This window comes from Qipengyuania sp., from assembly GCF_964227205.1.
Taxonomy (GTDB): Bacteria; Pseudomonadota; Alphaproteobacteria; order Sphingomonadales; family Sphingomonadaceae; genus Qipengyuania.
The window spans coordinates 192,788-219,145 of sequence record NZ_CAXQVB010000005.1 but is presented as its reverse complement, the minus strand read 5'-3'; the positions used below and the strand labels follow the sequence as shown (position 1 = coordinate 219,145).

Below are 26,358 nucleotides of genomic sequence, written 5' to 3'. Positions count from 1 at the left end.
ACCTAGAACTTGTAGGTGATGCCGGCCATGAAATTACGGCCATAGTTCTGGTAGTCGCGCACTTGGCGAATGTCGTCATTGTAATAGGTGACGAAGGGTTCGTTGGTCAGGTTGCTGCCCTGCAGAAGGAAGCCGAGCCCCTCGAGCATGCCATCCTGGAAAGTATAACCGATCTGGGCATCGATCACCGTTTCGCCCCGGGCCATGACCAGATCGCGCTGGAGGCTGATGGTCGACACTTCGGCAAGGAAGCTGGAACGGTAGCGGGCCGATGCGCGCGCTTCGAAACCATCCTTTTCGAAATACACCGTGCCGTTGACCACCCATTCGGATAGACCGGGCATCGAGATCGGGTCCGGTCCGCCCTCGCGTACCTTGCTCTTGGTATAAGACGCGCTGGCGAGCACGCCGAAACCGTCGAGCGCCGAACTGAAAGTATCGAACGGCAGCGATGCCGATGCTTCCGCGCCGTAAACACGGCCGCCGCTGGCATTCTGCCACTGCGACACGATACCGAAATTCGAATTGGGCGGCGTCGAGCCGGTATAGGGGAAGCCGCTGAAATCGAAGACATTATCCTGGCGGTAGATCCAGTTCTCGAGATCCTTGTTGAACACACCGACCGACACATAGCCACCGCGGCCGAAATAGGTCTCGACAGCCAGATCGAGAGTCATCGCAAGCAGCGGGCGAAGCTTCGCATTTCCGATGGTACCCGACCAAGGCGGCACGCCGTTGATATTGTTGGCCTCGCTGAAGCTGTAGCTCACACCCGAATTGAGCTGGTCCATGCGGGCGCGGGCGAGCATGCGCGCCGCACCGAACCTGATGAATGTATCCGGGAGAACTTCGAGCGAGGAATTCAGGCTCGGAAGGACATAGGTGTATTTGTCGCCATCGGTAACGGGGGTCGAAACCGTTCCCGTTCCGGGGTTGAAGGCGGCAAAGCCGTCCGCAGACTGGTCGGTGTGAACGACCTGCACGCCCACGTTGCCGCGCAGGATGCCAGTGTTGACGTTCGCCTGAACGTAACCGGTGAGGACCTTCTCCCGGACGATGTAGCTGTTGGTGAGACGGCTGGGATCGAAGGCCGAGGCATCGGTCAGGTTATAGTTGCCCTCGTTGTAATAGCGGTTCGAATCGAACGCGACCATGCCCGGGATGCCGATGAAATCGAGCGACACAGGGTTGTAGAGGTATTCCGAGGGCACCGCGGTATCCGCCGGATAGTTCTTGTGCGTGAGGACGAAGCCTTCGTCGATCAGCTGCTTGCGGCGATCCGAATAGTTCGCCCCGACGGTGATGTTTTCGAGATCTCCGTCGAACGCCTGGATTGCCTGCAGGCGGATAGCCTTGAGCCGGTCCTTGATCCGCGGACGATTGACGAAGCCGTCCTGGCAGTTCGGCACCGTCCCGCCGCAGCTGTTCCAGCCCTGCGGGTCGGTGATGACGAACAGGTTAGGATCGGCATAGTCGATCGTCGGATCGAAGGTGATCACACCGCCGCCCGCCGGCATGGTGAAGCCGAGGCTGTCGGTAGCCCCGACGCCGCCGCCGCGAGCCGTACCGAGGTAGATTTCGAGGTTCTCTTCGGTCTTCTTCAGCTTCGAACCGCTGACGTCGAGCTCGATGGTCAGACGGTCGGTCGCCGCGAAGGAGGCGTTGAAGCCGCCGGCGAAGATTTCGGCGTCGCGGTTGACGACGTCGTTGCGCATGACGGCTTCGACACCGTTGAACCGGCCCGAGGTGACCAGGCCATTTTCTTCGGTGTAGCCGGGCTGGAGCTGGGCGGCCGACCATTGCAGCGGCAGCTCGATACCGCGCAGGCGCTGTTCATCGTTGAACTTCGACCAGTACCCGTCGAGCGTCATGTGCACGCGCTCGCTCGGCTGCCATTCGAGCACGCCCATCAGGCCGTCACGCTTGAGCTTGTTCGACTTCACATAGGGCTTGGCACCGCCGATGACCTGCGTGTCGGCATCGATGTTGGGGTAACCCCAGGCATTCCAGCGTTCTTCCTGCGTCGGCGACTGCATACGGGCATAACCGAAGGCCCAGCCGAGCGTGCCATCTTCGTTCTGGTCGACATAGGAGATGTTGGCGCGGTAGCCCTTGTCCGAAATGTCCGGATTGAGCGAGCCGAGATCGTTCAGTTCGCCACGTACGCCGACCGAGATCTGGCGGCGACCATAGGCGAGCGGCCGGATCGTCTTCATGTCGATCGTGCCACCCAGCGCCTGGCCGATCAGCATGGCGTCGGGGGTCTTGTAGACAACCGCGCCGTTGAGCAGTTCGGACGGATACTGGTCGAGCTCTACCCCGCGGTTGTTGTTTGCCGAAACCTGTTCGCGGCCGTTGAGCAGCGTGGTCGTGAAGTCGGGCGCGAGGCCGCGGATCGAAACGACGTTGGCACGGCCATCAAGCCGTTGCGTCGCCAGACCCGGCAGGCGCGACAGCGTTTCTGCGATCGACTGGTCGGGCAGCTTGCCGAGGTCTTCGGCAGTAACCACTTCGACGATTGCGGTGTTTTCCCGCTTCGCCGCAACCGAGGTGTCGATCGAGCCGCGCAGGCCCGAGACGATGATCACATTCTGGTCGCTCGAAGCATCGGTCGCCGGATCTGCATCGTTCGCGTCCTGCGCGAATGCCGGCGTGGCCATGCCACCAAGTGCCACAGCGAAAGCCGACAGGCTGACGGAAGCAGAAAGCGTGTTGCGAATTGCCATTTCAGTTCACTCCCCGAGAGGCCCGACTCCTTCGCTGGTCGTCTGGGCCGCAGTCCAAATCCCACAGGCGGCGAACGCGTCGATGCGCCTGTATGGCACGCTGCATAGGTCCCGATCGGGAAGTCGCGGAAGAGAGCATACGTATGTGATTGCGGAGCTACGCCGGGCGCGGCAATTTTGCCATAGTTCCCCGAAAGGCGCGGAAATCCTCGTACTCCCGGGGGATGGCGTTGCCTAAATGCCTGCATCTTCCTATGAACGGGGCGAGACGGCACGGGCCTGCCCGAGCGGGAGAGAGTGATGGGTCGAAAGCCGACGGGTCGGCCGACCAGTTTCGATATCGCCTATGCGGCCGGGGTTTCGCAACCGACGGTGAGCCGCGCGCTCCGTGGCGACAAGTCGGTCAGCGCCAAGACCCGCGCGCGGATCGAGGAAATCGCCCGCGACCTCAATTACACGGTCGACAAGAATGCCTCCTCGCTGCGCAGCCAGCGCTCGAACACCATCGCCCTGCTGTTCTTCGAGGACCCGACCCCCGACGAGAGCATGATCAATCCCTTCTTTCTCGCCATGCTCGGCTCGATCACGCGGGCCTGCGCCGACCGGGGACTCGACCTGCTGATCTCGTTCCAGCGGATGGAAGACGACTGGCACGTCCAGTACCAGGACAGTCACCGCGCCGACGGACTGATCCTGCTCGGCTATGGCGACTACACCAAATATCGCGAGCGGATGGAGCAGCTCGCCCGGCAGGGTACGCATTTTACTCGCTGGGGATCGGTCTCGAGCGATGCCAGCGGCGTGACGGTGGGTACCGACAATGTGGCGGCGGGCCGGCTTGCGGGCGAACATCTGATCGAACGCGGCCGTCGGCGGATCGCCTTCCTCGGCCACGCCGACGATCATTATCCCGAGTTCGCCGGGCGCTATCGCGGCCTGACCGAAGCCTTGCACGATGCCGGGATCGACTGCGTGCAGCAGTTCGATGCCCTTACCACGGAGGAAGAAGGCCACGCGGCGGCTCGCGCACTGATCGATAGCGGGCGCGAATTCGATGCCATCTTCGCCGCCAGCGACCTCATCGCCATCGGCGCCATGCGGGCGCTCGCCGAAGCGGGCCAAGCCGTGCCGCAGGATGTGGCTGTTGTGGGCTTCGACGATATTCCCGCCGCCAATCTGACCACTCCGCCGCTAACCACGGTGATGCAGGACATCCGCCAGGCCGGGCAGGCACTGGTTGAATCGCTGCTGGCGCAGATCGAGGGCCGCGAGGTTCCGCCGCGCAAACTCCCCGGCCGCCTGGTTGTGCGCGGCTCGACCGGACCGGTGCGCTAGATTCCCGTATTCGTATACGCACTTGGCGGCAGCGCCCGACCGTGCGAGCGTTCGCGCCTTGAAATTCCGCAGCGGGCGTAAAGACCTGCGCGGACAGGGATGAGGGACTTCGCATGAACGAGGCGCTGCGGCAGAAACCACGCCAGAATTTCGCCGGGCTGGCCAATATCAGCTTCGGCTTCTTCGGCATCCAGATCGGCTTCGTGCTGCAGAACTCGAACATGAGCCGGATCTTCCAGACGGTCGGCGCATCGCTCGACGACCTGCCCGCACTGTGGGTCGCGGCGCCGCTGACCGGCCTGATCGTCCAGCCGATCATCGGCCACCTTTCCGACCGCACCTGGAACCGCTTCGGTCGCCGTCGACCCTATTTCATGACCGGTGCACTACTCGCCGCGATCGCGCTGCTGCTGATGCCGCTCGCCCCCTCCTTCGGGGCCCCGCTGCTGTTCGCCGCGGCGCTCTTGTGGGTACTCGATGCGAGCCTCAATATCTCGATGGAGCCCTTCCGCGCCTTCGTCGGCGACATGCTCGACAAATCGCAGCACGCATCCGGGTACGCGGTGCAGACCGCCTTCATCGGAGCGGGCGCGGTAGTCGCGGCGATCTTCCCCTGGCTGCTCGAACAGTCCGGGGTGAGCAATGTTGCCCCGGCGGGCGAGATTCCCGATACTGTCCGGTGGAGCTTCTGGGCCGGCGCGGCCGCGCTGTTCGTCGCGATCGGCTGGACCGTAGTCTCTACGAAGGAATACAGCCCCGAGGAAATGGCTGCCTTCGAGGCCGAGCGCGAGACCGAAGAGGGGCAGAGCGTCCGCGCGCTGGCGGCCAAGACCTATCTTTCCGCCGGCATCTGGATGGTGCTCGGAATCGCGGTGATCCTCAGCGTCGAACCGCTCGGCCTGGAGAAGGAAATCCTGCTGCTCGGCGGGCTGCTCCTCGCCTACGGTCTCCTCAGTGCGATTGCGATCGCGATGGCCAAGCAGGGACGCCACGCCAACATGCTGTCGAGCATCGTCGGCGATTTCAGCGGCATGCCCGATACGATGAAGCGGCTGGCGGTTGTTCAGTTCTTCAGCTGGTCTTCGCTGTTCATCATGTGGATCTATTCAGGCCCGATCGTGTCGCAATATTTCTACGGCAGTGCCGATCCGACCACGCCTGCCTACAATGCCGGCGCCAACTGGTGGAACCTCATCTACACGATCCAGAACGGGGTCGCGGCGGTGGCGGCTCTGGTGCTGCTGCCCGCCTTGTCGCGCAGGATCGGGAAAGCGCGCACGCATATGGTGTGCCTCCTGCTCGGCGCGCTCGGCTTCCTCGGCTACTTCGTGCTGCGCGATCCCAAGCTGCTGATCCTTTGCGAGGTCCTCAAGGGGATCGCCTGGGCAAGCATCCTCGCCATGCCCTACGCCATCCTCGCCAGCAGCCTGCCGCAGGCGAAGCTTGGCATCTACATGGGCCTGTTCAATATCTTCATCGTGGTTCCGCAGCTGCTGGTGGCAACGGTCATGGGCAGCGTGATGAATGCCCTCTTCCCGGCCGATCCGATCTGGACGATGCTGTTCGCAGCGGCGAGCTGGGCGCTGGCGGGGCTTGCCATGCTACGAGTGAAGGTACCGGGAGAAACCGCCAATGCGTAAGATACTTGCCGCCCTCGCTTGCACCACCCTGTTCGTCGCAGGCACCCAGTCCCGGCCGCTCCTCGCCGGGGAACCGGCCACGGCAGGCTGGGAAGCGCGCGATATGGTGACGATCGAGCATCCCGACTGGTCGCGCGACGCGGTACTCTACCAAATCAACACCCGCCAGTTCACGCCCGAAGGGACCTTCAAGGCCGCCCAGGCCCAGCTTCCTCGGCTGAAGGCGCTTGGGGTCGATATCCTGTGGCTGATGCCAATTCACCCGATCGGCCGGGAAAACCGCAAGGGCAGCCTCGGCAGCCCCTATTCTGTGCAGGATTATTACGCGGTAAACCCCGAATTCGGCACTAAGGAGGACCTGCGGGCCTTCGTCGATGCCGCGCATGCGCAGGGGTTCCACGTCATCCTCGACCTCGTCGCCAACCACACCGCATGGGACAACGACCTCGCGAAGCAGCATCCCGATTGGTACGAAAAGGACTGGAAGGGCGATTTCCGCCCCACCCCGTGGTGGGACTGGTCGGACATCATCGATCTCGACTGGTCTCAGCCCGGCGTGCGCGCCCATGTCGGCGGAGCGATGGAATATTGGGTGCGCGAGTTCGGCATCGACGGCTACCGTGCTGATGTTGCCGGCTATGTCCCATTAGATTTCTGGGAAACCGCGCGCGCGAGGCTTGAGAAGATCCGGCCGGTTTTCATGCTCGGTGAAGTGCAGCAGACTGCCTATCATTTCGCCGCCTTCGACGCGACCTATGGCTGGGACTGGCACAACACCTCGAAGCGCGTCGCGCATGGCGAAGGCGATGCCACCAGCTTCTACGGCTATTACGCCGAAAACGAGAGCCTGTGGCCGCGCAAGGCCATGCGGCTGACCTATATCGAGAACCACGATTCCAACGCCTGGGAAGGCACGATGGAGGAGAATTACGGCCCCGCACTGGAGGCGATGACCGCGCTCTCCTTCACCGGCGAGGGACTGCCGCTGGTCCACAACGGGATGGAAGCCTGCAACGCCAGGCGGCTCGCCTTCTTCGAAAAGGACTCGATCGACTGGAGCCAGGGTGAAACTTGCGCCTATGGCACGCTGCTCAAGCGGCTCATAGCCTTCCGCAAGGCCAATCCGGCGCTCGCCAACGGGCAATGGGGCGCGGTGATGCAGAAGCTCGAAACCGACAAGCCTCAGCAGGTCCTCGCCTGGGTGCGCGCGAAGGAGAACGACAAGGTCGTGGGCCTGTTCAACTTCTCGGACCAGCCGGTCAGCGTGACGCCGACCAGCGCGCTGGCCGACGGCAGCTACACCGACTTCGCCAGTGACGACCGGGTCACCATTGTGGAGGGAAGCGCAGTCGAGCTCCCCGCCTGGGGGTATCTGCTCCTGTCCTCCGGGGAGTAGGCAAGGCTGTCACCACGATCGTCGCGGCAGCATCGATCGCCCCCGATGGCCGCGACGAGATCGGTCTTGGCCTTGCAGTGGAGCGTGCCCCGCAATAAACGTCAGGTGCTGGTACGATCGACCAAGCGCAGGGTTACCAGGAAACCGGCGTGATCGGATAGCGCCCCTCGCCCATCGACTGCAAACGGTACCGTCGCTCCGAGCGTATCGAAGCGCAGCGTCTGCCCGTCGCGGGCGAGGATCATGTCCTTGTGCCGGGTCATGATCGCATCCGCTTCCGCCAGCGATCCCCTGTCGACATGCAATGTTGCGAGTGCCTCTGCCAGGGTGTCTCGCGACCCATCGCCGAGCGGCGGATGCTTGGCGAAGGCGGCCATCCTGACCGGTACGAGCCCGACGTTGGTGTCTCCGGCGAAGATGGCGGGCATCCGCGGATCGATGGCTTGCGCAATAGCCTTACGCAGCTGTGCGACCTGCCATGCCTGCGCTGCATCGGCGCGGCCGGGTGCCACGTGGGTCGAGTGGCGCGAATTGAGATGCGTATCGACGAAAGCCAGGGGCTGGTCCCGACCTGGGACACCTACCCAGGCGATCAGTACGCCCTTGGATGCGAGGCAGTCGAACCCCGCACAGGCACCTGCAGGAAAACCGAACCGGCTTGTCCGCAGGATCGGATAGTCCGACAGGATCAGAAGGCCGCTGTCGAACACTGCGGCACTCCGTTCGCCACGGTCCCATCGGCGAGCGCGCGCATAGGCACCGCCCAGCGGCGCCCGCGGCCCGGGCGATACATGGGCCGGGCCGCGGGCGACGTAACGATATCCGGCCTGACGCGCGATCCTGCGGGCCTGGTCGGTAAATGCCTCCTGCAGCATCACCACATGCGGCTGTCGGCCGGCGGCGCGCATCGCAGCCAGCCGGTCGGCAATAGCCGCCGCCGCGCTCGCGCGACCCATCGCGAGCGGCCATGGCTGGGCCTTGATATTGTAGGTCAGGACCGAGAGGTCACCAGTCTGGTTTGCCCCGCGCAGCGGGGTAGGAGCAGCCCCGGGGATTATGGGGAACTGGGGGGCCATGGAGGCCAGCGCCAAACCCACCCATCCGAGCACTCGCCAGACCGACATTCCAACTCCCTCGGCTGCCTGCATTGGCTAGACGCCGTCACCGTCTCGATTCCGCATGCCCTGCAGCGCAATGCGGGATTGGGCCAGCGAGACCGTCTTGCCTGCAAGGCGTCCGAAACGGGGAGACATCGTCCATGCGGCTGACAGTGATATGCCTTGCAGGCCCCATCGCCGGCGCGGCGATCTGTTGCGCAGTTCCCGCGACCGCACGAAGGGACGGTTTCTCCGTGCCTCCTCCGATGGGACAGGCGGCAATGCCCTATCGCATGCCACTGCCTAATCACGCGGTTCGGCGGCACGGACTCGCTGCCGAATGGGACGGCAGTGCGTTGTACCTGTCACTCGATCATCGTCGCGTCGGCAGCAAGGCCAACGATCAGCGGCTCGCCGCGGACGGGCCGTGGATACGGAGGAATGACCTGAAGGGGCGGTACGAATATGAGCTTTCGCCGGATATGTCCGTCTCGCTCGGAGGAAAGGTCGCCTTCGCAAGAACCGGATCCGCAATCGGCCCACTCCTGACAAGGCGGACCACAACGCTCTCGCACGAACTGGGCCTCACACTGTCGTCGCCGTCCGTCGAGCTGTCGGTATCGCACTTCCGCCTTGGAGGATGGGAACGGGCGCCTATCGGTGAACTGGCCAACCGCATGGCCAATGGCGAAAGCATGGCCCGGCATGGCATGGCGCTCGAGCTTCGGCGCAAGGGGACGGGCGAGCGCGGGCTCCGCCTGAGGTTCGAACACTCCGCCACGGGGAACCCCGCTTGGGACAGTCGCGCCCTGATCTCCTGGGCGGCGCATTATTGATATGCTCGCGATTGCAACACGCTCTTGCCCGCCAAAGCGATTGCCAGAGCCGCACCGGGGTTTCTATGCTTGCCCGATGGAGGGTATGCGACCCGAGGTGAAGAACAGCGGGCTGCGACAGCTCGTCACCGAAATGCGCCCCCAATTGCTGCGCTTCATTGCCTCGCGCGGTTGCAGCCAGGGCGAGGTCGAAGACGTCTACCAGGAACTCTATCTCAAACTGATCGAGAGGCGCGGCGGCCCTGTCGACAATGCCCGGGCCTATCTGTTCCAGGTGACGAACAACCTCATTCGCGACCTCAGGCGTGGCAGTCGGCGCCAGCAGGGGCGTGACGACGGCTGGGCGCGGAGCCACTATGGACAGGATTTGACGAGCGATCCCCAACCGACGCCCGAGAAGAGTGTGCTCGATCGCGATCTGCTGGAAAGAGTCGAACGGTCATTGGCGGAAATGCCGCCGCGCACGGCGGAAATCCTGCGCCTTTATCGGGTGGAAGGCATCGGACAGAAAGTGATCGCCACGCGCCTCGGGCTGAGCCTCAGCGCGGTCGAAAAGCATCTCCAGCGCGCTTACCGCGCCCTTCGCGCGGTGCAGGCTACGCTGGGCGATGACGCCGCCACCCCAACTCGGGAGGACAACCGTGTCTGAGCGCAATTTCGACGAGCTGCGCGAAACGGCGATGGCCTGGCACCTGCGCCTGGAGACCGCCACGGAAGAGGACTGGCTGGCCTTTACCGACTGGCTTGAGGCCGATCCGGCGCATAATCTTGCCTATGAGCAGGTCCTCGCCGAGGAGGACGACATGGCCGTCGTCCTGACCGCCGCACGCTTTCCCGAACCGATGGAGGAAGCGCAGAGCGAAGAGGCTGCGACTGCGAACCTGCGTTCGGGACGCTGGAAGTGGGGCGCGTTGGCGGCAAGCATAGTCGCGGCGGCGGCGCTGGCCTTCCAGCTGGTGCCGCGCGATTCCAGTTATGCGATCGAGACCCCTGCGGGCGAAACGCGCACCATCGCTCTCGAGGATGGCGGAAAGATCGCGCTCAACGGATCGACCCGGTTGCTGCTCGACCGTGACGATCCGCGCGCGGCCGAGCTGGTAGCGGGCGAGGCGCTTTTCACAATCGTCCACGATGCCTCCGATCCTTTCGTATTGACCGTCGGCGAGGACCGGCTGGTCGATGTCGGCACGGTCTTCAATGTAACCAGCGAGAAGGCCTGGCTCCGGGTCGGCGTGAGCGAGGGAGCGGTCCGCTTCGAGGGCGGACGGGACGGGGTACTCCTGAAACCGGGCGATGTGCTGGTCGTCGATACCAGTGGAGCACGTGTGACCAATCGTTCGGTCGCGAGTATCGGCAGCTGGACCGACGGCGCACTGGTTTACGAAGGCGCGCCGCTCGCCGAAGTGGCGGCCGACCTCTCGCGGGCAACCGGCGTGCCGATCGCGGTGTCGGCAGACCTGCGTGCCCGGAGCTTTAGCGGTGTTATCCAGACCACAGGCGACGCAAGCGCTATTGCGGCACGCGCCGCTGTCCTGCTGGAAGTGTCCATCGCCAAGACGCAGGACGGCTGGACGCTCGAACCCTGACGATGCGACTGCATGCCCCGACCCTTCTTGCGCTGCCCCTGGTGGTCGCAAGCGCGCCTGTGCTGGGGGCCGAGGAGGCCGAATTCGACATATCTGCCGGCAGGCTGGACCGGGCGCTGGTCACCTTCGCACGGCAGGCCCGCGTCTCGGTCAACACCAGCGTCCCGGGCGTCGCCGCGGCACGCACCCGCGGGCTGAAGGGCCACCATTCGGTCGAAAATGCCTTGGCGATCCTCTTGCGGGGGACCGGCTTCACCTTTCGCTTGTCGGGTGAAACGGTGACGATCCTCCGTGCGCCCGCAACGCTGCCGCAACGGCGCGGCGGCAAGAAGCTCGATCCCTTTCCCGCGCCAGCGCCCATGCCAGAGCCTGTGCCCCCGCCCGAACCGATCGTGGTCACCGCGAGCAAGCGCGATTCGCTGCTGGCGGAGTACCCCGGGTCCGCGCATGTTGCGACGCTCGAATTTGCCGAGAGCCTGAGAATCGGTGCGCGCGGGAGCGAGACGCTCTTGCGCGAACTGCCCGACCTCACCTCGACCGATCTCGGCTCGGGGCGCAACAAGATCTTTATCCGGGGCATCGCCGACAGCAGCTTCAACGGCCAAAATCAGGCGACAATCAGCCAGTATTACGGCGAAAGTCGGCTGATCTACAGCGCGCCCGACCCCGACCTCGCGCTCTACGACATCGAGCGGATCGAGGTGATCGAAGGGCCTCAGGGTACGCTCTACGGTGCCGGCTCATTGGGCGGGGTCATCCGCCTCCTCCCGCGTCCGCCCGATACGCACGCGAAAGAGATCGCGGGCACTGCGGGCATCAGCTTTACCGGAAGCGAAATAGGCTACGACACGGCTCTGGTCGGCAATCTGCCACTGGGCGACAGCTCCGCCGTGCGCGCGGTTGGATATCGCATCATGCAGCCCGGTTACATTGACGATCCGGGACGCGGCATCCCGAACACCAACCGGACATCGGTCTGGGGATTGCGGGCGACAGTGCGGGCCGAGCCGCGCGACGGGTTTTCCATCGAGGCCGGATTGCTGGTGCAGAACATCGGCAGCCGCGACGGGCAATATACCAATTCGGGACTCGGCAACCTAGTTCGCAGTTCGGCCATTTCACAACCTTTCGACAACGATTACCGGATGATCTTCCTCACTGCCCGAACCACGCTGGGCGACGCGGATGTCGTCTCAAACACTTCATATGTCGATCACGCCATCGATTCGAACTTTGACGCGACACGTCCGGGCGATGCGTCGCCTCGGCTGTTCCAGGATGACACCAAGGTTTCGCTGATCACGCACGAGAGCCGCCTGTCAGGTTCGGGACCGCTGCTGTCGAGCTGGGTTATGGGCGCGAGCGTGGTCAACAATGTCAACCGCATCACCCGCGCCCTCGGCGCCCCTGACGACCCGCCGATCATATCCGAAGCCCGCTCGACGACCTTCGAGGCTGCCCTGTTCGGCGAGGCTTCCATCGACCTGACCCAGCGCATCACACTGACGGGCGGAGCGCGCGTGTCGTTCAACCGGCTGGTGGAGGAAGCAGAAAGCCTCGGCGCGGCGGTCGATCTGGAGCCAAGGCGCATTGCCTGGCGGCTGTTGCCCACAGCGGCACTGTCGTGGCACCCCGCCGACGGATGGCTGGCTTTTGCCCGCTACCATGAGGGGTACCGTCCGGGGTCGCAGCGGGTTGTCGGTCAGGGTGAAACCCTTGAAACAAAACAGTTCAAACCCGACGAATTGCGCACACAGGAGGTGGGCGTGCGCTTCGGAACGTCTCCGCACTCGCAGTTCTACGGCGGGCTGTCGTTCGCTTACTCGCGGTGGGAGGACATACAGGCAGACCTCGTGTCGGAAGAGGGCTTTCCCTATCTCGCCAACCTCGGTTCGGGCTTCGTGCGCTACGCTTCGGCCCGGATCGGCGGACGCCCCCTGCCCGGATTGACGCTCGAAGCAAGCGGATTTCTCACGACCAGCCTGCTCAATCGGCCCGCCCCCGCCTTCGCCGATCTGGAAGAAGGCGACCTGCCCAACATCGCCGACAGCGGCGGGCGGATTTCCGCCAGCTACGGTGCCGACATCGGCGGGGCCAAACTGCGGCTCGACGGGACTGTCGGCTATATCGGGGTTTCGTTCCTGGGGATCGGTCAGGCCTTCGAGCGCGAGCAGGGCAAATACTTCGACACTGGCCTCGGCGGAAGGATCGACTTTGGAAGCTGGGGTATCGCCCTCGACGTCGACAACCTCTTCGACAGCCGCGCGAACCGCTTTGCGTTCGGTAATCCGTTCACCCTGTTCGACGAGGACCAGCGCACGCCGCTACGTCCGCGCACTATTCGGCTCGGCATCGATGCGGCGTTCTGAGCGCAAACGCCTCCTCGCCTCGATTCACGATGTCGGCCCCGGGTCCGAAGCGGCCGTCGATCGGCTGGTCGCCATATTCGAACAGCACCTCGATGGAGCCAACTTTGCCATGCTGGTGGTCCCCGACCATTGGGGGGCACATCCGCTGGCGGGCAATTTCGCTTTCGCCCGCAAGCTGCGGGGCTGGGCAGATGCGGGTGTCGAGATGTTCGTCCATGGCTGGTTCCACAAAGACCATGCGGAACACGCCGGCATGGCCGCTTTCAAGGCGCGCCATATGACCGCCGCCGAAGGCGAGTTCCTCGGCCTGTCGCAAAGCGAGGCGGCCAGCCGAATGCGCGACGGCAAGGCCCTGGTCGAGGACATCATCGGGCGCGAGGCGGCCGGATTCATAGCGCCTGCCTGGCTCTATGGGAAAGGCGCGATGGCGGCCCTGCGCGACAGCGGCTTCGCGCTCGCCGAAGACCACCTGCGCGTGTGGGTGCCGGCCACCGGCAGGACCGTGTCGCGCGGGCCGGTCGTCACTTGGGCAAGCCGGGCGCCCGCCCGCACCGCCTCCTCGCTTGCAGTCGCACGGCTCGCCCGGATGACATTTCATCCGCTGCGCGACCTGCGGGTCGCCGTTCACCCGGGCGACGTATCCAAACCCTCGCTCATCGCCAGCATCGAGGCCACGCTCGAAACATTCGCGACGCGCCGGACAGTGAGCCGTTATCACGACCTGCTGAAGCCTGCATGAGCAAGTGCGGGATTGGGAATGGCATGACGTCTCTACGGTATGCGCATCGCCATACCGATCCACAGCTTTGTACCTGGCGGGGTCGAACGCGTCGGCCTGCGACTTGCCGAGGAATGGCAGGCCGCCGGGCATGACGTCCTGATCGTGCTCGGCCGCCGCCGCGGCCGAGGCAGCCTATCTGCGCCGTCGCTCGACTATCGCACGCGGCCCGAACCCTTTCCGACCGATCACTGGGAAACACCCTGGATGATCTGGTCGATGCTGCGCTTCCTGCTGCGCGAACGAGTCGATGTGGTTTTCTGCCCGGGCAATACCTACACCATCGTCTGCGTCGCCATGAAGCTGCTACTCGGCCGCCGCTGTCCGCCGATGCTGGTGAAGATCAGCAACGACCTCGAACGGCGCGACATGCACCTGCCCTTTCGCGCGATCTATCACCTGTGGCTTCGCATTCAGGGGTATTATCTCGATCTTTTCGTGGGCCTTGCCGATCCGATGCGGACCGAGATCGAACACCGGCTCGCGGTCGATCCCGCGCGAGTCGAAATCATTCCCGACCCAGCCATCACGCGCGCCGAACTGGACCGATTCTCCCGCCCGCGCGAGCGCAGGGACAAGCCGCGTGCGGGATGCCGGTTCCTCAACATGGGTCGCCTGGTTGCTCAGAAGAACCAGGCTTTGTTGCTGCGATCTTTCGCCGCGGGTGGCCAGCCGGAAGACAGTCTGGTGATCGCCGGAGAGGGACCGGAACGAACCCGGTTGGCGCGCCTGATCGGCGAGCTCGGCCTTGCCGCGCGGGTGCAGCTTGCCGGGCATGTCGACGATCCCGGCGCCGCACTCAAGCAAGCCGATGTCCTCGTTGTCTCGTCCGATTACGAGGGCGTGCCTGCTGTGGTCATCGAGGCGATCGCGGGTGGGCTGCCGATAGTCTCGACCGACTGCTGTACCAGCATGGGTTGGCTCACCGGCCAGGGCAAATTCGGCATTGTCGTGGCACGACGCGACGCCCGTGCCTTGGGCGGAGCGATCGGAGATGCACGCCGGCTCACACCAGACCGCGCGGCGATGAAACGCTTTGCCGAACAATTCACTCTCGAACGCTCGAGCCGAACCTATCTCGATGCCCTCGCCCGTCTGGCGTGCCGTGCACGCCGGCAGCGCATCGCCGGTCTGCGCTACCGGGTGCGGGAATGGCGCGAGCGCGGCGTCTAGACCGCAAAGGCAAGACAAGGCTGACCATGACCGAGCCCGCAGTCGCGTTGCAATGCGCAGACGACATCGTCCTCGAACCGCAGGACCGCAACCTGGCCATGTCTCCCGCGAGGGCAGCGGGGGCAGTGCTTTCGCTCTGCGTACTGGGAGCCTCTCTCTACCAACTCCACAGGCTCAGCTTCGCCGAAGTGATCGAGCTCTTGCCCTCGTCACCGCTTTTCTGGTCGCTCTTCGCGCTCAGCTATTTCGCCGGACCGCTGAGCGAATGGATCATCTTTCGGCGCCTGTGGCATGTCGGACCGCTCGCCGTCGGCGCCCTGGTCCGCAAGCTGATCTACAACGAGTTGCTCGTCGGTTACCTCGGCGAAGTCTATTTCTACACTTGGGCCCGACGCCATCTTTCTCTCACCGCCTCCCCTTTCGGTGCGGTCAAGGATGTCGCGGTCCTTTCGGCCGTGGTGGGGAATGTGACGACCCTCGCATTCCTCGCCGCTGCCGCCCCCTTGCTCCGCATGCTGCCGCTGGGCGAGCACAGCCAGACGATCCCCTGGTCGCTCGCCTTCGTCATCGGGACATCGCTCGCGGCGATGTTGTGGCGCAAGCGGATCTTTTCGCTCGACCGCCACGAACTGGTCTTCGTTGCCGCGGTCCACACCGGCCGCATCCTTGCAACGACCGCGCTGTCTGCCACGCTGTGGCACCTCGTCCTACCTTCCACGCCCTTGATTTGGTGGCTGTTGCTGGCGACGCTCAGACTGCTGATCTCCCGCCTGCCCTTCGTGCCCAACAAGGACCTGGTCTTCGCCGGCGTCGCGGTGCTCGCGCTCGGCCAGGAGGTCGAGATCGCTTCGCTCATGGCATTGATGGCCACGCTGATCCTCGCCACGCATATCGTCGCCGGCATCGGTTTCGCGGTGAGCGACCTCGCCGTCGGAGACGCCCATGCGCGCCGCGGCTAGCCTCGTCGCCTTGCCCCTGTTGGCCGGTGCGACGCTTCCGTCGACGCCCAACCTGGGAAAGGCCGAGGGGCGTTGCCGGACGCAGGAAACCGGGCCGGCCTTCCTCGTCGAGGTGCAGGGGCTCAAAGACCGGGCGGGCAATCTCAAGCTCGAGGTCTATCCCGCCACCGACGAGGACTTCCTCGAAGATGACAACATCTTGATTGCGGCCGGCAAGACCTTTCGCCGGGTCGAGGTACCGGTTCCCAAATCGGGCCCCGCTTCGCTTTGCATCCGACTGCCGGGCCCGGGTACCTACGGCGTCTCGCTGCTTCACGACCGCGATGGCAACCACAAGTTCGGTTGGCGGGTCGACGGAATCGGCTTTGCCGGGAATCCGCGGCTCGGCTGGAGCAAGCCCAAGGCGGCGAACGCCTCCGCACGCGCCGGGGCCGCACCGACCCGCATCACCATCGTCATGAACTATCGCAGGGGCCTCTCGATGCGCCCGATCGCCAAGGAAGACTGAGCCGATGAAGATCGTCGATGTCTGCGGTTTCTATACCCCGCTCGGCGGCGGCGTCCGTACCTACATCGACCAGAAATTGCGCATCGCGGAGCAACTGGGGGTCGATATCACGATCCTCGCTCCGGGCGTCCGCGACGAGACGATCACCATCTCTGCGGCAGCACGGATCGCCTTTCTGGCCTCACCCCGTTTCCCCTTGGACCGGAAGTATTTCGCCTTCGTCGACGAGGTAGCGGTTCACGCCATGCTCGACCGGCTCCGTCCCGATCTCATCGAAGCTTCGTCCCCGTGGCGCAGCGCGGACTACGTTGCCAGCTTCCCGGGCGACCTACCGCGATCGCTGATCATGCACTCGGATCCGCTCTCGGCGCATGTCTACCGCTGGTTCGAGCGTGTGGCAGAGCCGCCGGCGGTGGACCGCGCCTTCGACTGGTTCTGGCGGCGCCTGCGGGGCTTCGGCACGCGGTTCGATGCCATCGTGGCGGCGAACGGCAATCTCGCCGCCCGCCTTGTCGCCGGCGGCGTGCACAACGTGGTGACTGTGCCCATGGGGATCGAAAAGGACCTGTTCTCACCCGCTCGCCGCGACCGGGCGGTGCGCGAAAGGCTGCTGGCCGCCTGCGGCATGGGGCCCAAGGCAACCCTCCTGATTGCCGCCGGACGGCTTTCCACCGAAAAGCGGATACCCCTGCTGGTCGAGGCAGCGACGTGTGCCGGCCGCTCGCGTCCGCTCGGCCTCGCGATCTTCGGCGAAGGACGTTGTCGCGACCAGATCCTGCGGGCGATTGCGGGAAATCCCCATATCCGGCTGTTCGAACCAGTCAGGGACCGCGTCCAGTTCGCTACCATCCTCGCCAGCGCTGATGCGCTGCTGCATGGTTGCGAGGCGGAAACCTTCGGCATGGTCGCAGCGGAAGCGCACGCCAGCGGCCTGCCGATCATCGCGCCCTCAGCCGGCGGCGTGGCCGACTTTGCGCTGCAGAACCCGGCGTTGTCCTTTCGTCCGGCGGACGCGGCGGATGCGGCACGGGCGATCCTGGCGCTCTCGAGTGCGCCCTCCCGCCGCGGCCGCGCCGCCGGGGCAAGGGGGATGGATGCGCATTTCGAGGAACTCTTCGCGCATTATCGCCACCTGGCCGCCCGGCGGCTGGCCGTCGCGGCCTGACCGGCGCACGATGAAGTTCCTCCGCACGCTCGACATTTATTTGCTGCGCCTGTCCTGCGGGACCTTGGGATCGGTCGTCGCCATCATCATGTCGCTGATGGTGCTGGAACACCTGCCGCGGCTGATCGACATCACCAGCCTGTCGGGCCACCGCGGCTATATCGTCGGTCAGACCGTCCTCGGGCTGCTACCGGAATATGCAAGGATCGGAACCGTCTTCGGCCTGTACCTTGCGATCGCGCTGACCGTGAGGAAGCTGGCGCTGCGCGGCGAGCTCGACGTGATCGAGGCCATGGGCATCGCGCCCCGGCGCTGGCTGCGCGTGCCGATTGCGCTCACTTTGCTCGCTGCGGGTTTCGTCCTGGTCAACCAGGGCTGGTTGATGCCCGCCGGCGAACAAAGAATCGAAGATATCGGTCGCCGGATGACGGCGGGAGATTTCGGCTTCAATCTCTCGGCTCACGAATTCCACTCCATGGGCGACAATATCGTTCTGAAGTTCGACGGTATCGACCCGGAGAACGGGCGATTGACGGGGATCTTCGTCAGAACCGCTGATGGCGTGTTTCAGGCGGGTTCGGGCTCCCTGTCGCTGTCGAGCGAGCGCGAGCCAAATCTCCAGCTGCGCCACGGCCAGCTGATCGAGCCCGCGGGGAGAGTGTTGAGCTTCGAGGCGATCGACGTGCGGCTGCCGCGCATCGCCAGGGCCGATCACGGACCGACGGAGACCGATACGGTCTGGCGGACCGAGCCGATCGGTTCCTTGATTGCTTCGAGTAATCCGGCGCCGCTGAGAATCGCGTGTGCGCGGTTGCTATGGGTCCTGTTGCTCCCCTTAGCGGCAGCGCTGGCCATCACGCTCGGTCGCCCCCCGCTGCGTTCGAACAGCGCATTGGGCCTGTTCGTCGGCCTATGCTTTCTCATTGGCCTGATCAAATCGATCGACTGGTACGCCGGCTTGCACACCGCGCATCCAGTGGCGGAAGCGGGAATGCTGGGATGCCTGTGGCTGGCGCTCGTCACGATGGTACCGAGATGGCGCGAAAGCGCACACTCGCTCACCGCGGCGAAAGTGTGGCGGAAGATCGGCATGCGCCCATTCGTGAGGGGACTCGCAACGCCGCTTCCGCCCTTCGTGAGGACGAACCCCCTGCATCCCGACAGGCAGCGAACGACCCTGCCCTCCTATTCCGGGCGGTCGGGGCCGGAATGGTGATCGCCAAGCCAACTGCCGCAAAGACTTTCGGCATCGGCTTTCCGGCTGCGATCAGTGTTCCTGCTTCTTCATGGTCGAGAAAGCGAATTGCGCGGTGCAGCTGATGAGCAGGAAACCGGTCAGGGATTCGATCCCCGCCAGCGCGCGCAGATGCCCGGTCGGATAGATATCGCCCAGCCCGAGCGTGATGATGTTGATGAGCGAGAAATAGAACAGGTCCATCGCCCCCATCGCGGGTTCCTTGTCGAAGCCCCCGAGCCCGATTTCGGCGGCACCCGCAAAACCGAGCGCAAACAGGCCCGTGACGAGCAAATGGCTGGCGAGAACCACGAGATAGGCGAGACTCAGTCGCAGCGAGCCGACCGGCGCGGGCGCGGCCGCGCGCCTTGCCAGCCTGAGCATCCCGAGGTGCAACCAAAGGGCTGCGAGAAACAGTGCGATACCTATGACGATTGCAAGCGATATAGTCCGATCTCCTACCCGTAGGGTCCTGCTCCTAACTCTCCGCGCGGTCCTGCCGTTCCCTCCCGCGCAGGAAAGCATGTTCGCCGGCAAACACCAGGATGATACCAATCGCAGCGTAGAGCACCACCATCGGATCGTTCTTCAGCTTCACCCATGAGAACGCCGCCAGAACCACGGCATCCGCCATCATGGCTGCGAGCAGAACTGTCGCCCGCGCCCCCACTTCGCGGCGCAGGTGGCGGAACACGCCCCAGTGCACCAGCATGTCCATCACGAGGTAGAAGAAGACGCCGAGTGCCGCGATGCGGGTCAGGTCGAAGAGAACTGCCAGCGCCCCGGCCATGACAACGGTGTAAACGAGCAGATGGCTGCGTAGGCTACCCTTCATGCCGAAATGGCGGTGTGGAATAAGCTTCATCTCGGTCAGCATCGTCAGCATGCGCGAGACCGCGAATACGCTGGCCACGACGCCCGATGCCGTCGCCGTGACCGCGATCACTACTGTGAACCAGAAGCCTGCCGGGCCGAGCGCAGGCTCGGCGGCGGCAGCCAGTGAGTAATCGCGCGCCTCGATAATCCGTTCGATGCTGAGGCTCGACCCGACCGCGACCGCGACGAGCAAATAGGTCACGACGCAAATGCCGATGGCGATCATGATCGTTCGCCCGACATTGCGATGCGGATCGACGATCTCCCCTCCGCTGTTGGTGATGGTGGTGAAGCCCTTGAAGGCAAGGATCGAAAAGGCGACCGAGGCGACAAATCCCATACCCTGGAACCCTGTTGCGGGTTCGGCAAAAGCTCCGCCACTGAAACCGCTTGCCCATATCGCCGCGACCGCGAAGATGGCGATGCCGCCGATCTTGATGGCGGACATGATCAGCGACGCCGTGCTGACCGACCGGTTACCCGCTGCATTCACGAGATAGGCAAAGACTATCACGCCCAGCGCCAGCGCCGAGAGCAGCAGCCCATTGGTTTCCTCGCCGAACGGTCGCAGCGCGTAGGTCGCGAAGGTGCGCGCCACCAGGCTTTCGTTGATGACCATCGACAGCGCCATGAGCACCGAGGCCGAGGCGGCAACGGTTCCCGGGCCATAGGCCTTTTGCAGGATCATCGCGATGCCGCCCGAGGATGGCCATGCATTCGACATCTTGATGTAGCTGTAGGCGACAAGTGCCGTGACCAGCGCGCCGGCAATGAACGAGAGCGGAAAGAGGGGGCCGGCGAGTTCGGCGATCTGGCCGGTCAGGGCAAAGATACCCGCGCCGATCATTACGCCGGTCCCCATGGCAACCGCCCCGCTCAGCGAAATGCTGCCTTTCTGCTCGTCTCCGCCATGGTCGTGGCGCGTAGCGGAATGTTCGCTGCCGCTCTTGCTCACAGGCGCACCGTCCGCAGGCGCAGCGAATTCAGCACCACCGAAATCGAGGATGCGCTCATGGCGAACGCAGCGAACATCGGACTGATGAGCATCCCGACGAAGGGATAGAGCACGCCGGCGGCAACCGGTACACCGGCGGCGTTGTAGACCAGGGCGAAGAACAGGTTCTGGCGGATGTTACGCATCGTGGCCCGCGCCAGCCGCCGCGCGCGCACGATCCCGTCGAGATTGCCCCGGACAAGCGTGATCCCGGCGCTCTCTATGGCCACGTCGGCGCCCGTTCCCATGGCAATGCCGACATCGGCCTGCGCCAGTGCCGGTGCGTCGTTCACCCCGTCACCGGCCATGGCCACCCTTGCGCCCTGCTCCTGCAATTCGCGGATGATCCTGGCCTTGTCCTGGGGGAGGACGTCGGCACGGATCTCGTCGATCCCGAGCGGCGAGGCTACGGCGAGCGCCGTCCGCTCGTTGTCGCCTGTCGCCATGATGATGCGCAGGCCCAAGGCGTGCAGCGCCTTCAGCGCCTCGGGCGTCGATTCCTTGACCGGATCTGCCACGCTCACGAGCCCGGCAAGGGCGCCATCGAGCACGACGAACATGACCGTTTCGCCCAGGTTTCGCCGGGAATTGGCTGTCACTCTCAGTTGGGCCGCCTTGAGGCCGAGCTGCTCGACGAGCTTGAGATTGCCGAGAACCACGCTTTTGCCATCGACCACGCCTTTCACCCCCATGCCGGTGACGGCCTCGAAATCGCTGGCCTCGCCGAGCGCGAGCCCGCGCTCCTCCGCCCCGGACACGATGGCGTCGGCAAGCGGATGTTCGGACCCCTTCTCCAACGTCGCGGCAAGGCGCAAGACCTCGGCTTCGTCAACGCCGGGTTCGGGCAGCACGGCCACGAGGCGCGGTTTCCCTTCGGTCAGCGTGCCCGTCTTGTCGAGGATCAGCGTGTCGATCTTTTCGAACCGCTCGAGCGCCTCGGCGTTCTTGATCAGTACTCCGGCTTGCGCACCGCGACCCGTTGCCGTCATGATCGACATGGGTGTGGCGAGGCCCAGGGCGCAGGGACAGGCGATGATCAGCACCGAGACGGCCGCGATCAATGCGTAGGAAAGGGGTGGCATAGGGCCCCAGATTGCCCAACCGATGAATGCCAGTATCGCAACGCCGATGACAATCGGTACGAACCAGCCCGAAACCTTGTCGGCATACTTCTGGATCGGCGCCCGCGAGCGCTGCGCGCTTGCCACCATTTCGACGATCTGGGACAACATCGTGTCGGCCCCAACCCGTGTGGCTTCGACAACCAGACTGCCGGTGCCGTTGATCGTGGCGCCGGTCACCGGGTCCCCGGCAACCTTCTCGACCGGGACCGGCTCACCGGTGATCATGCTCTCGTCGACGGAAGATCTGCCGTCGGTGACGATACCGTCGACGGGCACCTTGTCGCCAGGCCGCACCCGCAACCGGTCGCCGACCGCCACGTCTTCCAGCGGGATTTCCTCTTCGCTGCCATCGGCACGGATAACGCGCGCCGTCTTTGGAGCGAGGTCGAGGAGCGCCAGGATCGCCTTGCCGGTGCCTTCCCGGGCACGCAGTTCCATCACCTGCCCGAGGAGGACGAGTGTCACAATGACCGCGGCAGCCTCGAAATAGACGCCGACATGGCCTTCGGCGCTGCGGAAGCCGTCGGGGAATATCCCGGGTGCGATTACCGCCGCCACGCTGAACAGCCACGCCGCACTCACACCCATTCCGATGAGCGAAAACATGTTGAGATTGAGCGTCCGGAAAGAGTTCCATCCCCGGATGAGAAACGGCCAACCGCACCATAGGACTACGGGAGTACCGAGAACCAGCTCGAGCCACAGCGCAGCGCGCTCGCCGAGTATCTCGCGGAACCCAGCAAGTCCGAGAAAGGGCCCCATCGTGAGAACCAGGAGCGGGATGGTCAATGCCGCCCCGGTCCAGAACCGGCGGGTGAAATCGACCAGTTCGGGATTCGGCCCCTGCCCGACCATTGTCGCCGATTCCAGCTCCAGCCCCATGCCGCAAATAGGACACGAGCCCGGCTCGGGCTGGCGGACCTGGGGATGCATCGGACAGGTGTAAACGGCTCCCGAATAACCATCCGGAACAGTGTCGTAGCGTGCATCGTCGGCCGCCAGGGGTGCTCGTGCATCGTGACCATGATGGCATGCCCCGTGCGACATGTCGGGATGATTGTGATGGTCTGCGTGTTCGCTCTCGTGCATCGCAGTTCGCCCTATGTTTCAATCATTTCGGGAGGCTCGGCGGTGAGATCGGGTTGGCGCCCGCTCCCAATTGGTGCGACAGCTTCCTGCAATCGGACTTGGCATGAACTACCAAGGCGTATTGCGCCGGGACGAGCGGGATAGAATGGACATCGCAGCTCATTGCGGATTGCCCATCGAAATCCGCTCGAGATGCTCGGGTACGCGAACGTCCCAGCCCAGTTCGTGATCGATCCGGAAGCGCAGTGCGTCGGCAGCCTCGTCGACATCTCGACTCTCTCTTGCCTATACTATAGGGGGGTATAGTACTTTTCGCGCTCACTTGCAAGGAGCGGGGAATTTCGGGCCCGATTGGCGCACGCGCCCAAAGCTGGCATGGACAGCAGCATGACAACCAAGTTCGGAAAAGAAATCGCGCGCATGCGCAGGATCGAGGGCCAGGCGCGCGGCATCGCCAAGATGATGGAAGAGGATAGATATTGCATCGATATCCTCCAGCAGTTTGCGGCGATGGAGGCAGCCTTGCGCGCGACCCGCATGGAGGTGCTCAAGATTCATGCGAGCCATTGCCTCGAAGAGGCGATCGACCTTGGCTCGAAAGGCGACCAGAGAGCCAAGGTCGCGGAACTTATCGCCCTGCTGGAAAAGCAGGCGCGCTGAACCATCGGCCGGAAGGGCCGTCGTGGCCAGCGCGTCGGGCGCGCCTAGCCCTGACCATGCCCATCGTGCTTCGCGTGATCGCCGCCAGGCGAAGTCTCGCCACTGGGCTTGGGGCCGTTGGGCTTGTGGCCGTCCTTGGCCCCGTGATCCATGCCCGAATGGTCCATCATACCATGGTCCATCATACCATGGTCCATCTTTGCATGATCCATCATGCAGCAAGCCATCTTGCCGTCCTTGCCCTTCATCATCGTGCCCTGCATTTTCATGCCATTGTGCATCATTTCGCACATCTCGGGCTTGTCCGCGTGCTTCGCAGCTTCATCGGCGGGGGCCGCGCTCGACTGCGCCCAGGCCGGGCTGGCGAGCATCATGCCTGCTACGAAAATGGAAAGCTTCTTCATGTCACTCCTCCTCGTGTCAGTTGTAGGTGCTGAACACCGTGCGCCCGGCCCTGCCGAAGGCGATCACCTGGTAGGGCTGGGTTTGCCCGTTCATCTCCATGCCGGGCGATCCGAGGGGCATGCCGGCGACCGCCAGGCCTTGCACGCCGTCCGGTCGCTCGCGCAGCAGGCGTGCGATGTCTGCCGCCGGGACGTGCCCCTCGATGACGTATCCATCGACTACCATCGTGTGGCACGACCGGAGATCATCGGGCACGGCGTGCCCATCCTTGACGGCCGCCATGTCGGCGCTCTCCTGCACGGCAACCTCGGTGGACAGCCCCTCGCGCACATGCTCGGCCCAGGTCTCACAGCAGCCGCACTGAGGGTCGCGGTACATGGTATAGCTCGCAGCCTGGGCCGCACCCGTGCACGCCGCGAGCAGCATTGCACCGATTAGGGGCAGCAGGTTCCGGCCCTCACGAATTGCGGTAAAGATCATCAATTGTGTCCCATGGCTTTCATGTCCTCATCCGACATGGTCGTCATGTCGTGACCGGCATGCGGGTTGGTGGAAGCGGGGGCTGACGGCGTCGGCGACGGCGCCATCTGGGCCGGGGCGCCCGGCATTTTGCTGCCTTGCGGTTTTGTCGACGGAGCCGCGGCTGTCCGGCCAGCTGCCGGCTCAGGCGCCACGGTCGCGAGAGGATCGTCGATCACCGTCGCCGCATGTCCCGCATCGTTTCGCGGGGCTGGAATTTCAGCAGGGGTGTCGATTGCTGCTTCGCTTGCGGAGGCCTGCCGGGACGCAGAGTCGGCGGCATCCCCGCAGGCTGCGAGCGAGACCACGGCCAGCGGCAAGATGCCGGCCAGCGCCCCATGCTTCTGCCAATATTTTCGCATATTGCTTCACTCCAAACCCAGATGATTGGGGCCGAACACCATTTCGCCCCCGAGGTAGCCCTGGAAAAGAATACCGGCCGCCAGAAGCGCCAGCGCGATCCGCAGCCGCGTTCGCCCGGCAGAGCGGAATGCCAGCCAGGCGGCGATGCCCGCGACAGCCGCGATGGCCGTGCCGTTCCAGCGGTGGAGGCCAAGCGTCTCGGATCGATCATCAAGGCGCCATCCTCCGGCAAACCAGCCCAGCAGCGCAGCGATCCCTGCACCGACCGCGCCACCGGCGACCAGAAATCGCACGGTGGTCTCCAACCCAAGGGCGGGCCGCATCAGCAACAGGATTTCCGCTAGCGCCGCCATCAGCAGCAGCGCCACCGGGAAATGGGCGGCGAGCGGGTGCAGGCGCCCCAGGAAATCCCCCACCAACGTCACACGGTTCTCCGCGATTTTCGCGTCGAGCGCCTGCTCTGCCGTCGGAGGCTGGCTGACAGCTTCCACGGCCCGCTCTCCTTCGGCAATGGGAGGACCATCCGCTGTCGCTGCTGCCACATCCGCAACCGGATGAGCATCGCGCATCTCCATCTGTGCCATCTCGGCATCGCTCATATTGTTCTTGTGGCCTTCATGGGCACTGGCCATGACCGGCAGAACGAGGGCTACCGCCACCAGGGCGGCCAGAGGCGAGCGGGGCAAGCGAGAGAAGCTCATGCCCAACCTTACGCAGCAGGACTGCGTCCCCCTCGAAAAAAGTTTTGAGGGGCAGGGGCGGCAATCAGCGTATAGGAAGTGAAGGGACAGGACCCGGACCGAATGCACGAAGACGACCACGTAAACCTTGCTCTGGAGAAATTGGCGGCCACGCCCGATCCTGCGCTGCCCGATGGCTTCATGGATGGCGTCTGGATGCGCGCCGGCCAGCTCGAGGAAAGGACCTCCAGGCGCACGCGGTCCCTGTTGTTCGCCGGAATGGCCGTCATCGGACTTGGCGCAGGGTTCGGTACAGCACAGACCCCTGCCCAGCCCGAGCCCGCAGGCTTCCAACTCGTCGAGGGCGCCGACATGTCGCCCGCATCCCTGCTGCACGTCGAACCGTGAAGATCGGCGCAATCCAGATCGTCCTGGCTGTTTTGCTGGCGGTTGCCGCCGGCTGCATCGGGGCGTTCGCCGCCAGCGAGTGGCGCGAAACGGCACAGCGGCAGACGCTTCACGACTTTGTGCATGAAGAGCTCGATCTCGATGCTCGGCAGGCCGCTCAGCTCGACCGGCTCGAGGCTCGCTTTGCGGTAGAGAGAAAGGAACTCGACCTTTCGCTTCGGGCGGCCAATGCCCGGCTCGCCGCCGCCATGGACGAAGAACACGAATATGGTCCCAAAGTCGCCGAGGCAATCGACGACGTGCATGGCCGCATGGGTGATCTGCAGAAGGCCACGGTCGAACATGTCTTCGCCATGCGTGCGCTCCTCGATCCCGGGCAGCAGGCGCGCTTCGACCGTCAGGTTGCCTCATCGCTCACCGGCGAAACCGGCGAATGAC

Annotated in this window: 25 protein-coding genes; 16 read left to right on the top strand and 9 right to left on the bottom strand. The window is 64.3% G+C overall.

What is annotated here, in order from left to right; translation table 11 throughout:
• Positions 1–2: 2 nt before the first annotated feature.
• Positions 3–2,726, bottom strand: a complete 2,724-nt coding sequence (locus tag ACEQZ0_RS12780) for a TonB-dependent receptor (RefSeq protein WP_370191297.1) — start codon at positions 2,724–2,726, stop codon at positions 3–5.
• A gap of 300 nt (positions 2,727–3,026) precedes the next feature.
• Between ACEQZ0_RS12780 and ACEQZ0_RS12775 the strand changes: the two genes are divergently transcribed.
• The 3 genes from ACEQZ0_RS12775 to ACEQZ0_RS12765 all read left to right on the top strand — a co-directional run bounded on the left by ACEQZ0_RS12775 (position 3,027) and on the right by ACEQZ0_RS12765 (position 7,097).
• Entirely contained in the window at positions 3,027–4,061 is a 1,035-nt protein-coding gene (locus tag ACEQZ0_RS12775; RefSeq protein WP_370191294.1) for a LacI family DNA-binding transcriptional regulator, read from the top strand.
• A 113-nt stretch (positions 4,062–4,174) separates the two neighbouring features.
• Entirely contained in the window at positions 4,175–5,701 is a 1,527-nt protein-coding gene (locus tag ACEQZ0_RS12770; RefSeq protein ID WP_370191291.1) for an MFS transporter, read from the top strand.
• Entirely contained in the window at positions 5,694–7,097 is a 1,404-nt protein-coding gene (locus tag ACEQZ0_RS12765) for an alpha-amylase family glycosyl hydrolase (RefSeq protein ID WP_370191288.1), read from the top strand. The genes ACEQZ0_RS12770 and ACEQZ0_RS12765 overlap by 8 nt, the downstream gene beginning before the upstream one ends.
• Before the next feature lie 101 nt (positions 7,098–7,198).
• Here the strand turns inward: ACEQZ0_RS12765 and ACEQZ0_RS12760 are convergent, their stop codons facing one another.
• The gene (locus tag ACEQZ0_RS12760; RefSeq protein ID WP_370191285.1) at positions 7,199–8,173 is read right to left on the bottom strand and encodes an endonuclease/exonuclease/phosphatase family protein; all 975 of its coding nucleotides are present in this window, start codon (positions 8,171–8,173) and stop codon (positions 7,199–7,201) included.
• Positions 8,174–8,475: 302 nt separating this feature from the next.
• Here ACEQZ0_RS12760 and ACEQZ0_RS12755 point away from each other — a divergent pair, with 302 nt between their 5' ends.
• The 10 genes from ACEQZ0_RS12755 to ACEQZ0_RS12710 all read left to right on the top strand — a co-directional run bounded on the left by ACEQZ0_RS12755 (position 8,476) and on the right by ACEQZ0_RS12710 (position 18,784).
• The gene (locus ACEQZ0_RS12755) at positions 8,476–9,030 is read left to right on the top strand and encodes a hypothetical protein (RefSeq protein ID WP_370191282.1); all 555 of its coding nucleotides are present in this window, start codon (positions 8,476–8,478) and stop codon (positions 9,028–9,030) included.
• A 76-nt stretch (positions 9,031–9,106) separates the two neighbouring features.
• Positions 9,107–9,679 carry an RNA polymerase sigma factor gene (locus tag ACEQZ0_RS12750; protein ID WP_370191279.1) on the top strand — a complete coding sequence of 191 codons (573 nt, stop codon included), beginning with the start codon at positions 9,107–9,109 and terminating at the stop codon, positions 9,677–9,679.
• On the top strand, positions 9,672–10,616 hold the full coding sequence (locus ACEQZ0_RS12745; RefSeq protein ID WP_370191277.1) for a FecR domain-containing protein: 945 nt from the start codon (positions 9,672–9,674) through the stop codon (positions 10,614–10,616). The genes ACEQZ0_RS12750 and ACEQZ0_RS12745 overlap by 8 nt, the downstream gene beginning before the upstream one ends.
• Before the next feature lie 2 nt (positions 10,617–10,618).
• Entirely contained in the window at positions 10,619–12,985 is a 2,367-nt protein-coding gene (locus tag ACEQZ0_RS12740) for a TonB-dependent receptor domain-containing protein (protein ID WP_370191275.1), read from the top strand.
• On the top strand, positions 12,972–13,724 hold the full coding sequence (locus tag ACEQZ0_RS12735) for a DUF2334 domain-containing protein (protein ID WP_370191273.1): 753 nt from the start codon (positions 12,972–12,974) through the stop codon (positions 13,722–13,724). Before ACEQZ0_RS12740 ends, ACEQZ0_RS12735 begins: the two co-directional genes overlap by 14 nt.
• Positions 13,725–13,763: 39 nt before the next feature.
• Complete coding sequence (locus ACEQZ0_RS12730) at positions 13,764–14,936, top strand: glycosyltransferase (protein WP_370191270.1); 1,173 nt, start codon at positions 13,764–13,766, stop codon at positions 14,934–14,936.
• Between the two features lie 26 nt (positions 14,937–14,962).
• Entirely contained in the window at positions 14,963–15,895 is a 933-nt protein-coding gene (locus tag ACEQZ0_RS12725; RefSeq protein WP_370191268.1) for a hypothetical protein, read from the top strand.
• On the top strand, positions 15,879–16,403 hold the full coding sequence (locus ACEQZ0_RS12720; protein ID WP_370191265.1) for a DUF2141 domain-containing protein: 525 nt from the start codon (positions 15,879–15,881) through the stop codon (positions 16,401–16,403). The genes ACEQZ0_RS12725 and ACEQZ0_RS12720 overlap by 17 nt, the downstream gene beginning before the upstream one ends.
• A 4-nt stretch (positions 16,404–16,407) precedes the next feature.
• Positions 16,408–17,568, top strand: coding sequence for a glycosyltransferase (locus ACEQZ0_RS12715; protein WP_370191263.1), 1,161 nt, complete (start codon positions 16,408–16,410; stop codon positions 17,566–17,568).
• Positions 17,453–18,784: an LptF/LptG family permease gene (locus tag ACEQZ0_RS12710; protein ID WP_370191261.1), complete on the top strand. Its 1,332-nt coding sequence runs from the start codon at positions 17,453–17,455 to the stop codon at positions 18,782–18,784. The genes ACEQZ0_RS12715 and ACEQZ0_RS12710 overlap by 116 nt, the downstream gene beginning before the upstream one ends.
• Before the next feature lie 51 nt (positions 18,785–18,835).
• On the opposite strand, the gene ACEQZ0_RS12705 is transcribed toward ACEQZ0_RS12710, so the two are convergent.
• The 3 genes from ACEQZ0_RS12705 to ACEQZ0_RS12695 all read right to left on the bottom strand — a co-directional run bounded on the left by ACEQZ0_RS12705 (position 18,836) and on the right by ACEQZ0_RS12695 (position 22,885).
• Positions 18,836–19,186, bottom strand: a complete 351-nt coding sequence (locus ACEQZ0_RS12705) for an ion channel (protein ID WP_370191259.1) — start codon at positions 19,184–19,186, stop codon at positions 18,836–18,838.
• A gap of 94 nt (positions 19,187–19,280) precedes the next feature.
• Positions 19,281–20,564, bottom strand: coding sequence for an APC family permease (locus ACEQZ0_RS12700; protein ID WP_370191424.1), 1,284 nt, complete (start codon positions 20,562–20,564; stop codon positions 19,281–19,283).
• 65 nt (positions 20,565–20,629) lie between these two features.
• Positions 20,630–22,885, bottom strand: a complete 2,256-nt coding sequence (locus ACEQZ0_RS12695; protein ID WP_370191256.1) for a copper-translocating P-type ATPase — start codon at positions 22,883–22,885, stop codon at positions 20,630–20,632.
• Between the two features lie 387 nt (positions 22,886–23,272).
• Here ACEQZ0_RS12695 and ACEQZ0_RS12690 point away from each other — a divergent pair, with 387 nt between their 5' ends.
• Entirely contained in the window at positions 23,273–23,545 is a 273-nt protein-coding gene (locus ACEQZ0_RS12690; RefSeq protein ID WP_370191253.1) for a metal-sensitive transcriptional regulator, read from the top strand.
• A 44-nt stretch (positions 23,546–23,589) separates the two neighbouring features.
• Here ACEQZ0_RS12690 and ACEQZ0_RS12685 read toward each other — a convergent pair whose 3' ends face one another.
• The 4 genes from ACEQZ0_RS12685 to ACEQZ0_RS12670 are packed head-to-tail and all read right to left on the bottom strand — an operon-like array spanning position 23,590 to position 25,533.
• A complete protein-coding gene (locus ACEQZ0_RS12685) occupies positions 23,590–23,949 on the bottom strand; it encodes a hypothetical protein (RefSeq protein WP_370191250.1) in 360 nt (119 codons plus the stop codon).
• Positions 23,950–23,965: 16 nt separating this feature from the next.
• Positions 23,966–24,430 (bottom strand): DUF411 domain-containing protein, encoded by a 465-nt coding sequence (locus ACEQZ0_RS12680; protein WP_370191248.1) that lies wholly within the window; start codon positions 24,428–24,430, stop codon positions 23,966–23,968.
• Positions 24,430–24,831: a hypothetical protein gene (locus tag ACEQZ0_RS12675; protein WP_370191245.1), complete on the bottom strand. Its 402-nt coding sequence runs from the start codon at positions 24,829–24,831 to the stop codon at positions 24,430–24,432. The genes ACEQZ0_RS12680 and ACEQZ0_RS12675 overlap by 1 nt, the downstream gene beginning before the upstream one ends.
• Positions 24,832–24,837: 6 nt before the next feature.
• Positions 24,838–25,533 (bottom strand): DUF2231 domain-containing protein, encoded by a 696-nt coding sequence (locus ACEQZ0_RS12670; protein ID WP_370191242.1) that lies wholly within the window; start codon positions 25,531–25,533, stop codon positions 24,838–24,840.
• 102 nt (positions 25,534–25,635) lie between these two features.
• Between ACEQZ0_RS12670 and ACEQZ0_RS12665 the strand changes: the two genes are divergently transcribed.
• Both ACEQZ0_RS12665 and ACEQZ0_RS12660 read left to right on the top strand, forming a co-directional pair.
• Positions 25,636–25,920 carry a hypothetical protein gene (locus ACEQZ0_RS12665; protein ID WP_370191239.1) on the top strand — a complete coding sequence of 95 codons (285 nt, stop codon included), beginning with the start codon at positions 25,636–25,638 and terminating at the stop codon, positions 25,918–25,920.
• Positions 25,917–26,357 (top strand): periplasmic heavy metal sensor, encoded by a 441-nt coding sequence (locus ACEQZ0_RS12660; RefSeq protein WP_370191236.1) that lies wholly within the window; start codon positions 25,917–25,919, stop codon positions 26,355–26,357. Before ACEQZ0_RS12665 ends, ACEQZ0_RS12660 begins: the two co-directional genes overlap by 4 nt.
• Position 26,358: the final 1 nt, after the last annotated feature.

What these genes read in the sequence shown, in the direction of transcription:
- ACEQZ0_RS12780 (WP_370191297.1), bottom strand. Translation starts at nt 2,726, where the DNA reads ATGGCAATTCGCAACACGCTTTCTGCTTCCGTCAGCCTGTCGGCTTTC.
- ACEQZ0_RS12775 (WP_370191294.1), top strand. Translation starts at nt 3,027, where the DNA reads ATGGGTCGAAAGCCGACGGGTCGGCCGACCAGTTTCGATATCGCCTAT.
- ACEQZ0_RS12770 (WP_370191291.1), top strand. Translation starts at nt 4,175, where the DNA reads ATGAACGAGGCGCTGCGGCAGAAACCACGCCAGAATTTCGCCGGGCTG.
- ACEQZ0_RS12765 (WP_370191288.1), top strand. Translation starts at nt 5,694, where the DNA reads ATGCGTAAGATACTTGCCGCCCTCGCTTGCACCACCCTGTTCGTCGCA.
- ACEQZ0_RS12760 (WP_370191285.1), bottom strand. Translation starts at nt 8,173, where the DNA reads ATGGCCCCCCAGTTCCCCATAATCCCCGGGGCTGCTCCTACCCCGCTG.
- ACEQZ0_RS12755 (WP_370191282.1), top strand. Translation starts at nt 8,476, where the DNA reads ATGCCCTATCGCATGCCACTGCCTAATCACGCGGTTCGGCGGCACGGA.
- ACEQZ0_RS12750 (WP_370191279.1), top strand. Translation starts at nt 9,107, where the DNA reads ATGGAGGGTATGCGACCCGAGGTGAAGAACAGCGGGCTGCGACAGCTC.
- ACEQZ0_RS12740 (WP_370191275.1), top strand. Translation starts at nt 10,619, where the DNA reads ATGCGACTGCATGCCCCGACCCTTCTTGCGCTGCCCCTGGTGGTCGCA.
- ACEQZ0_RS12735 (WP_370191273.1), top strand. Translation starts at nt 12,972, where the DNA reads ATGCGGCGTTCTGAGCGCAAACGCCTCCTCGCCTCGATTCACGATGTC.
- ACEQZ0_RS12730 (WP_370191270.1), top strand. Translation starts at nt 13,764, where the DNA reads ATGCGCATCGCCATACCGATCCACAGCTTTGTACCTGGCGGGGTCGAA.
- ACEQZ0_RS12725 (WP_370191268.1), top strand. Translation starts at nt 14,963, where the DNA reads ATGACCGAGCCCGCAGTCGCGTTGCAATGCGCAGACGACATCGTCCTC.
- ACEQZ0_RS12720 (WP_370191265.1), top strand. Translation starts at nt 15,879, where the DNA reads ATGCGCGCCGCGGCTAGCCTCGTCGCCTTGCCCCTGTTGGCCGGTGCG.
- ACEQZ0_RS12715 (WP_370191263.1), top strand. Translation starts at nt 16,408, where the DNA reads ATGAAGATCGTCGATGTCTGCGGTTTCTATACCCCGCTCGGCGGCGGC.
- ACEQZ0_RS12705 (WP_370191259.1), bottom strand. Translation starts at nt 19,186, where the DNA reads ATGCTCAGGCTGGCAAGGCGCGCGGCCGCGCCCGCGCCGGTCGGCTCG.
- ACEQZ0_RS12695 (WP_370191256.1), bottom strand. Translation starts at nt 22,885, where the DNA reads ATGCACGAGAGCGAACACGCAGACCATCACAATCATCCCGACATGTCG.
- ACEQZ0_RS12690 (WP_370191253.1), top strand. Translation starts at nt 23,273, where the DNA reads ATGACAACCAAGTTCGGAAAAGAAATCGCGCGCATGCGCAGGATCGAG.
- ACEQZ0_RS12685 (WP_370191250.1), bottom strand. Translation starts at nt 23,949, where the DNA reads ATGAAGAAGCTTTCCATTTTCGTAGCAGGCATGATGCTCGCCAGCCCG.
- ACEQZ0_RS12680 (WP_370191248.1), bottom strand. Translation starts at nt 24,430, where the DNA reads ATGATCTTTACCGCAATTCGTGAGGGCCGGAACCTGCTGCCCCTAATC.
- ACEQZ0_RS12675 (WP_370191245.1), bottom strand. Translation starts at nt 24,831, where the DNA reads ATGCGAAAATATTGGCAGAAGCATGGGGCGCTGGCCGGCATCTTGCCG.
- ACEQZ0_RS12670 (WP_370191242.1), bottom strand. Translation starts at nt 25,533, where the DNA reads ATGAGCTTCTCTCGCTTGCCCCGCTCGCCTCTGGCCGCCCTGGTGGCG.
- ACEQZ0_RS12665 (WP_370191239.1), top strand. Translation starts at nt 25,636, where the DNA reads ATGCACGAAGACGACCACGTAAACCTTGCTCTGGAGAAATTGGCGGCC.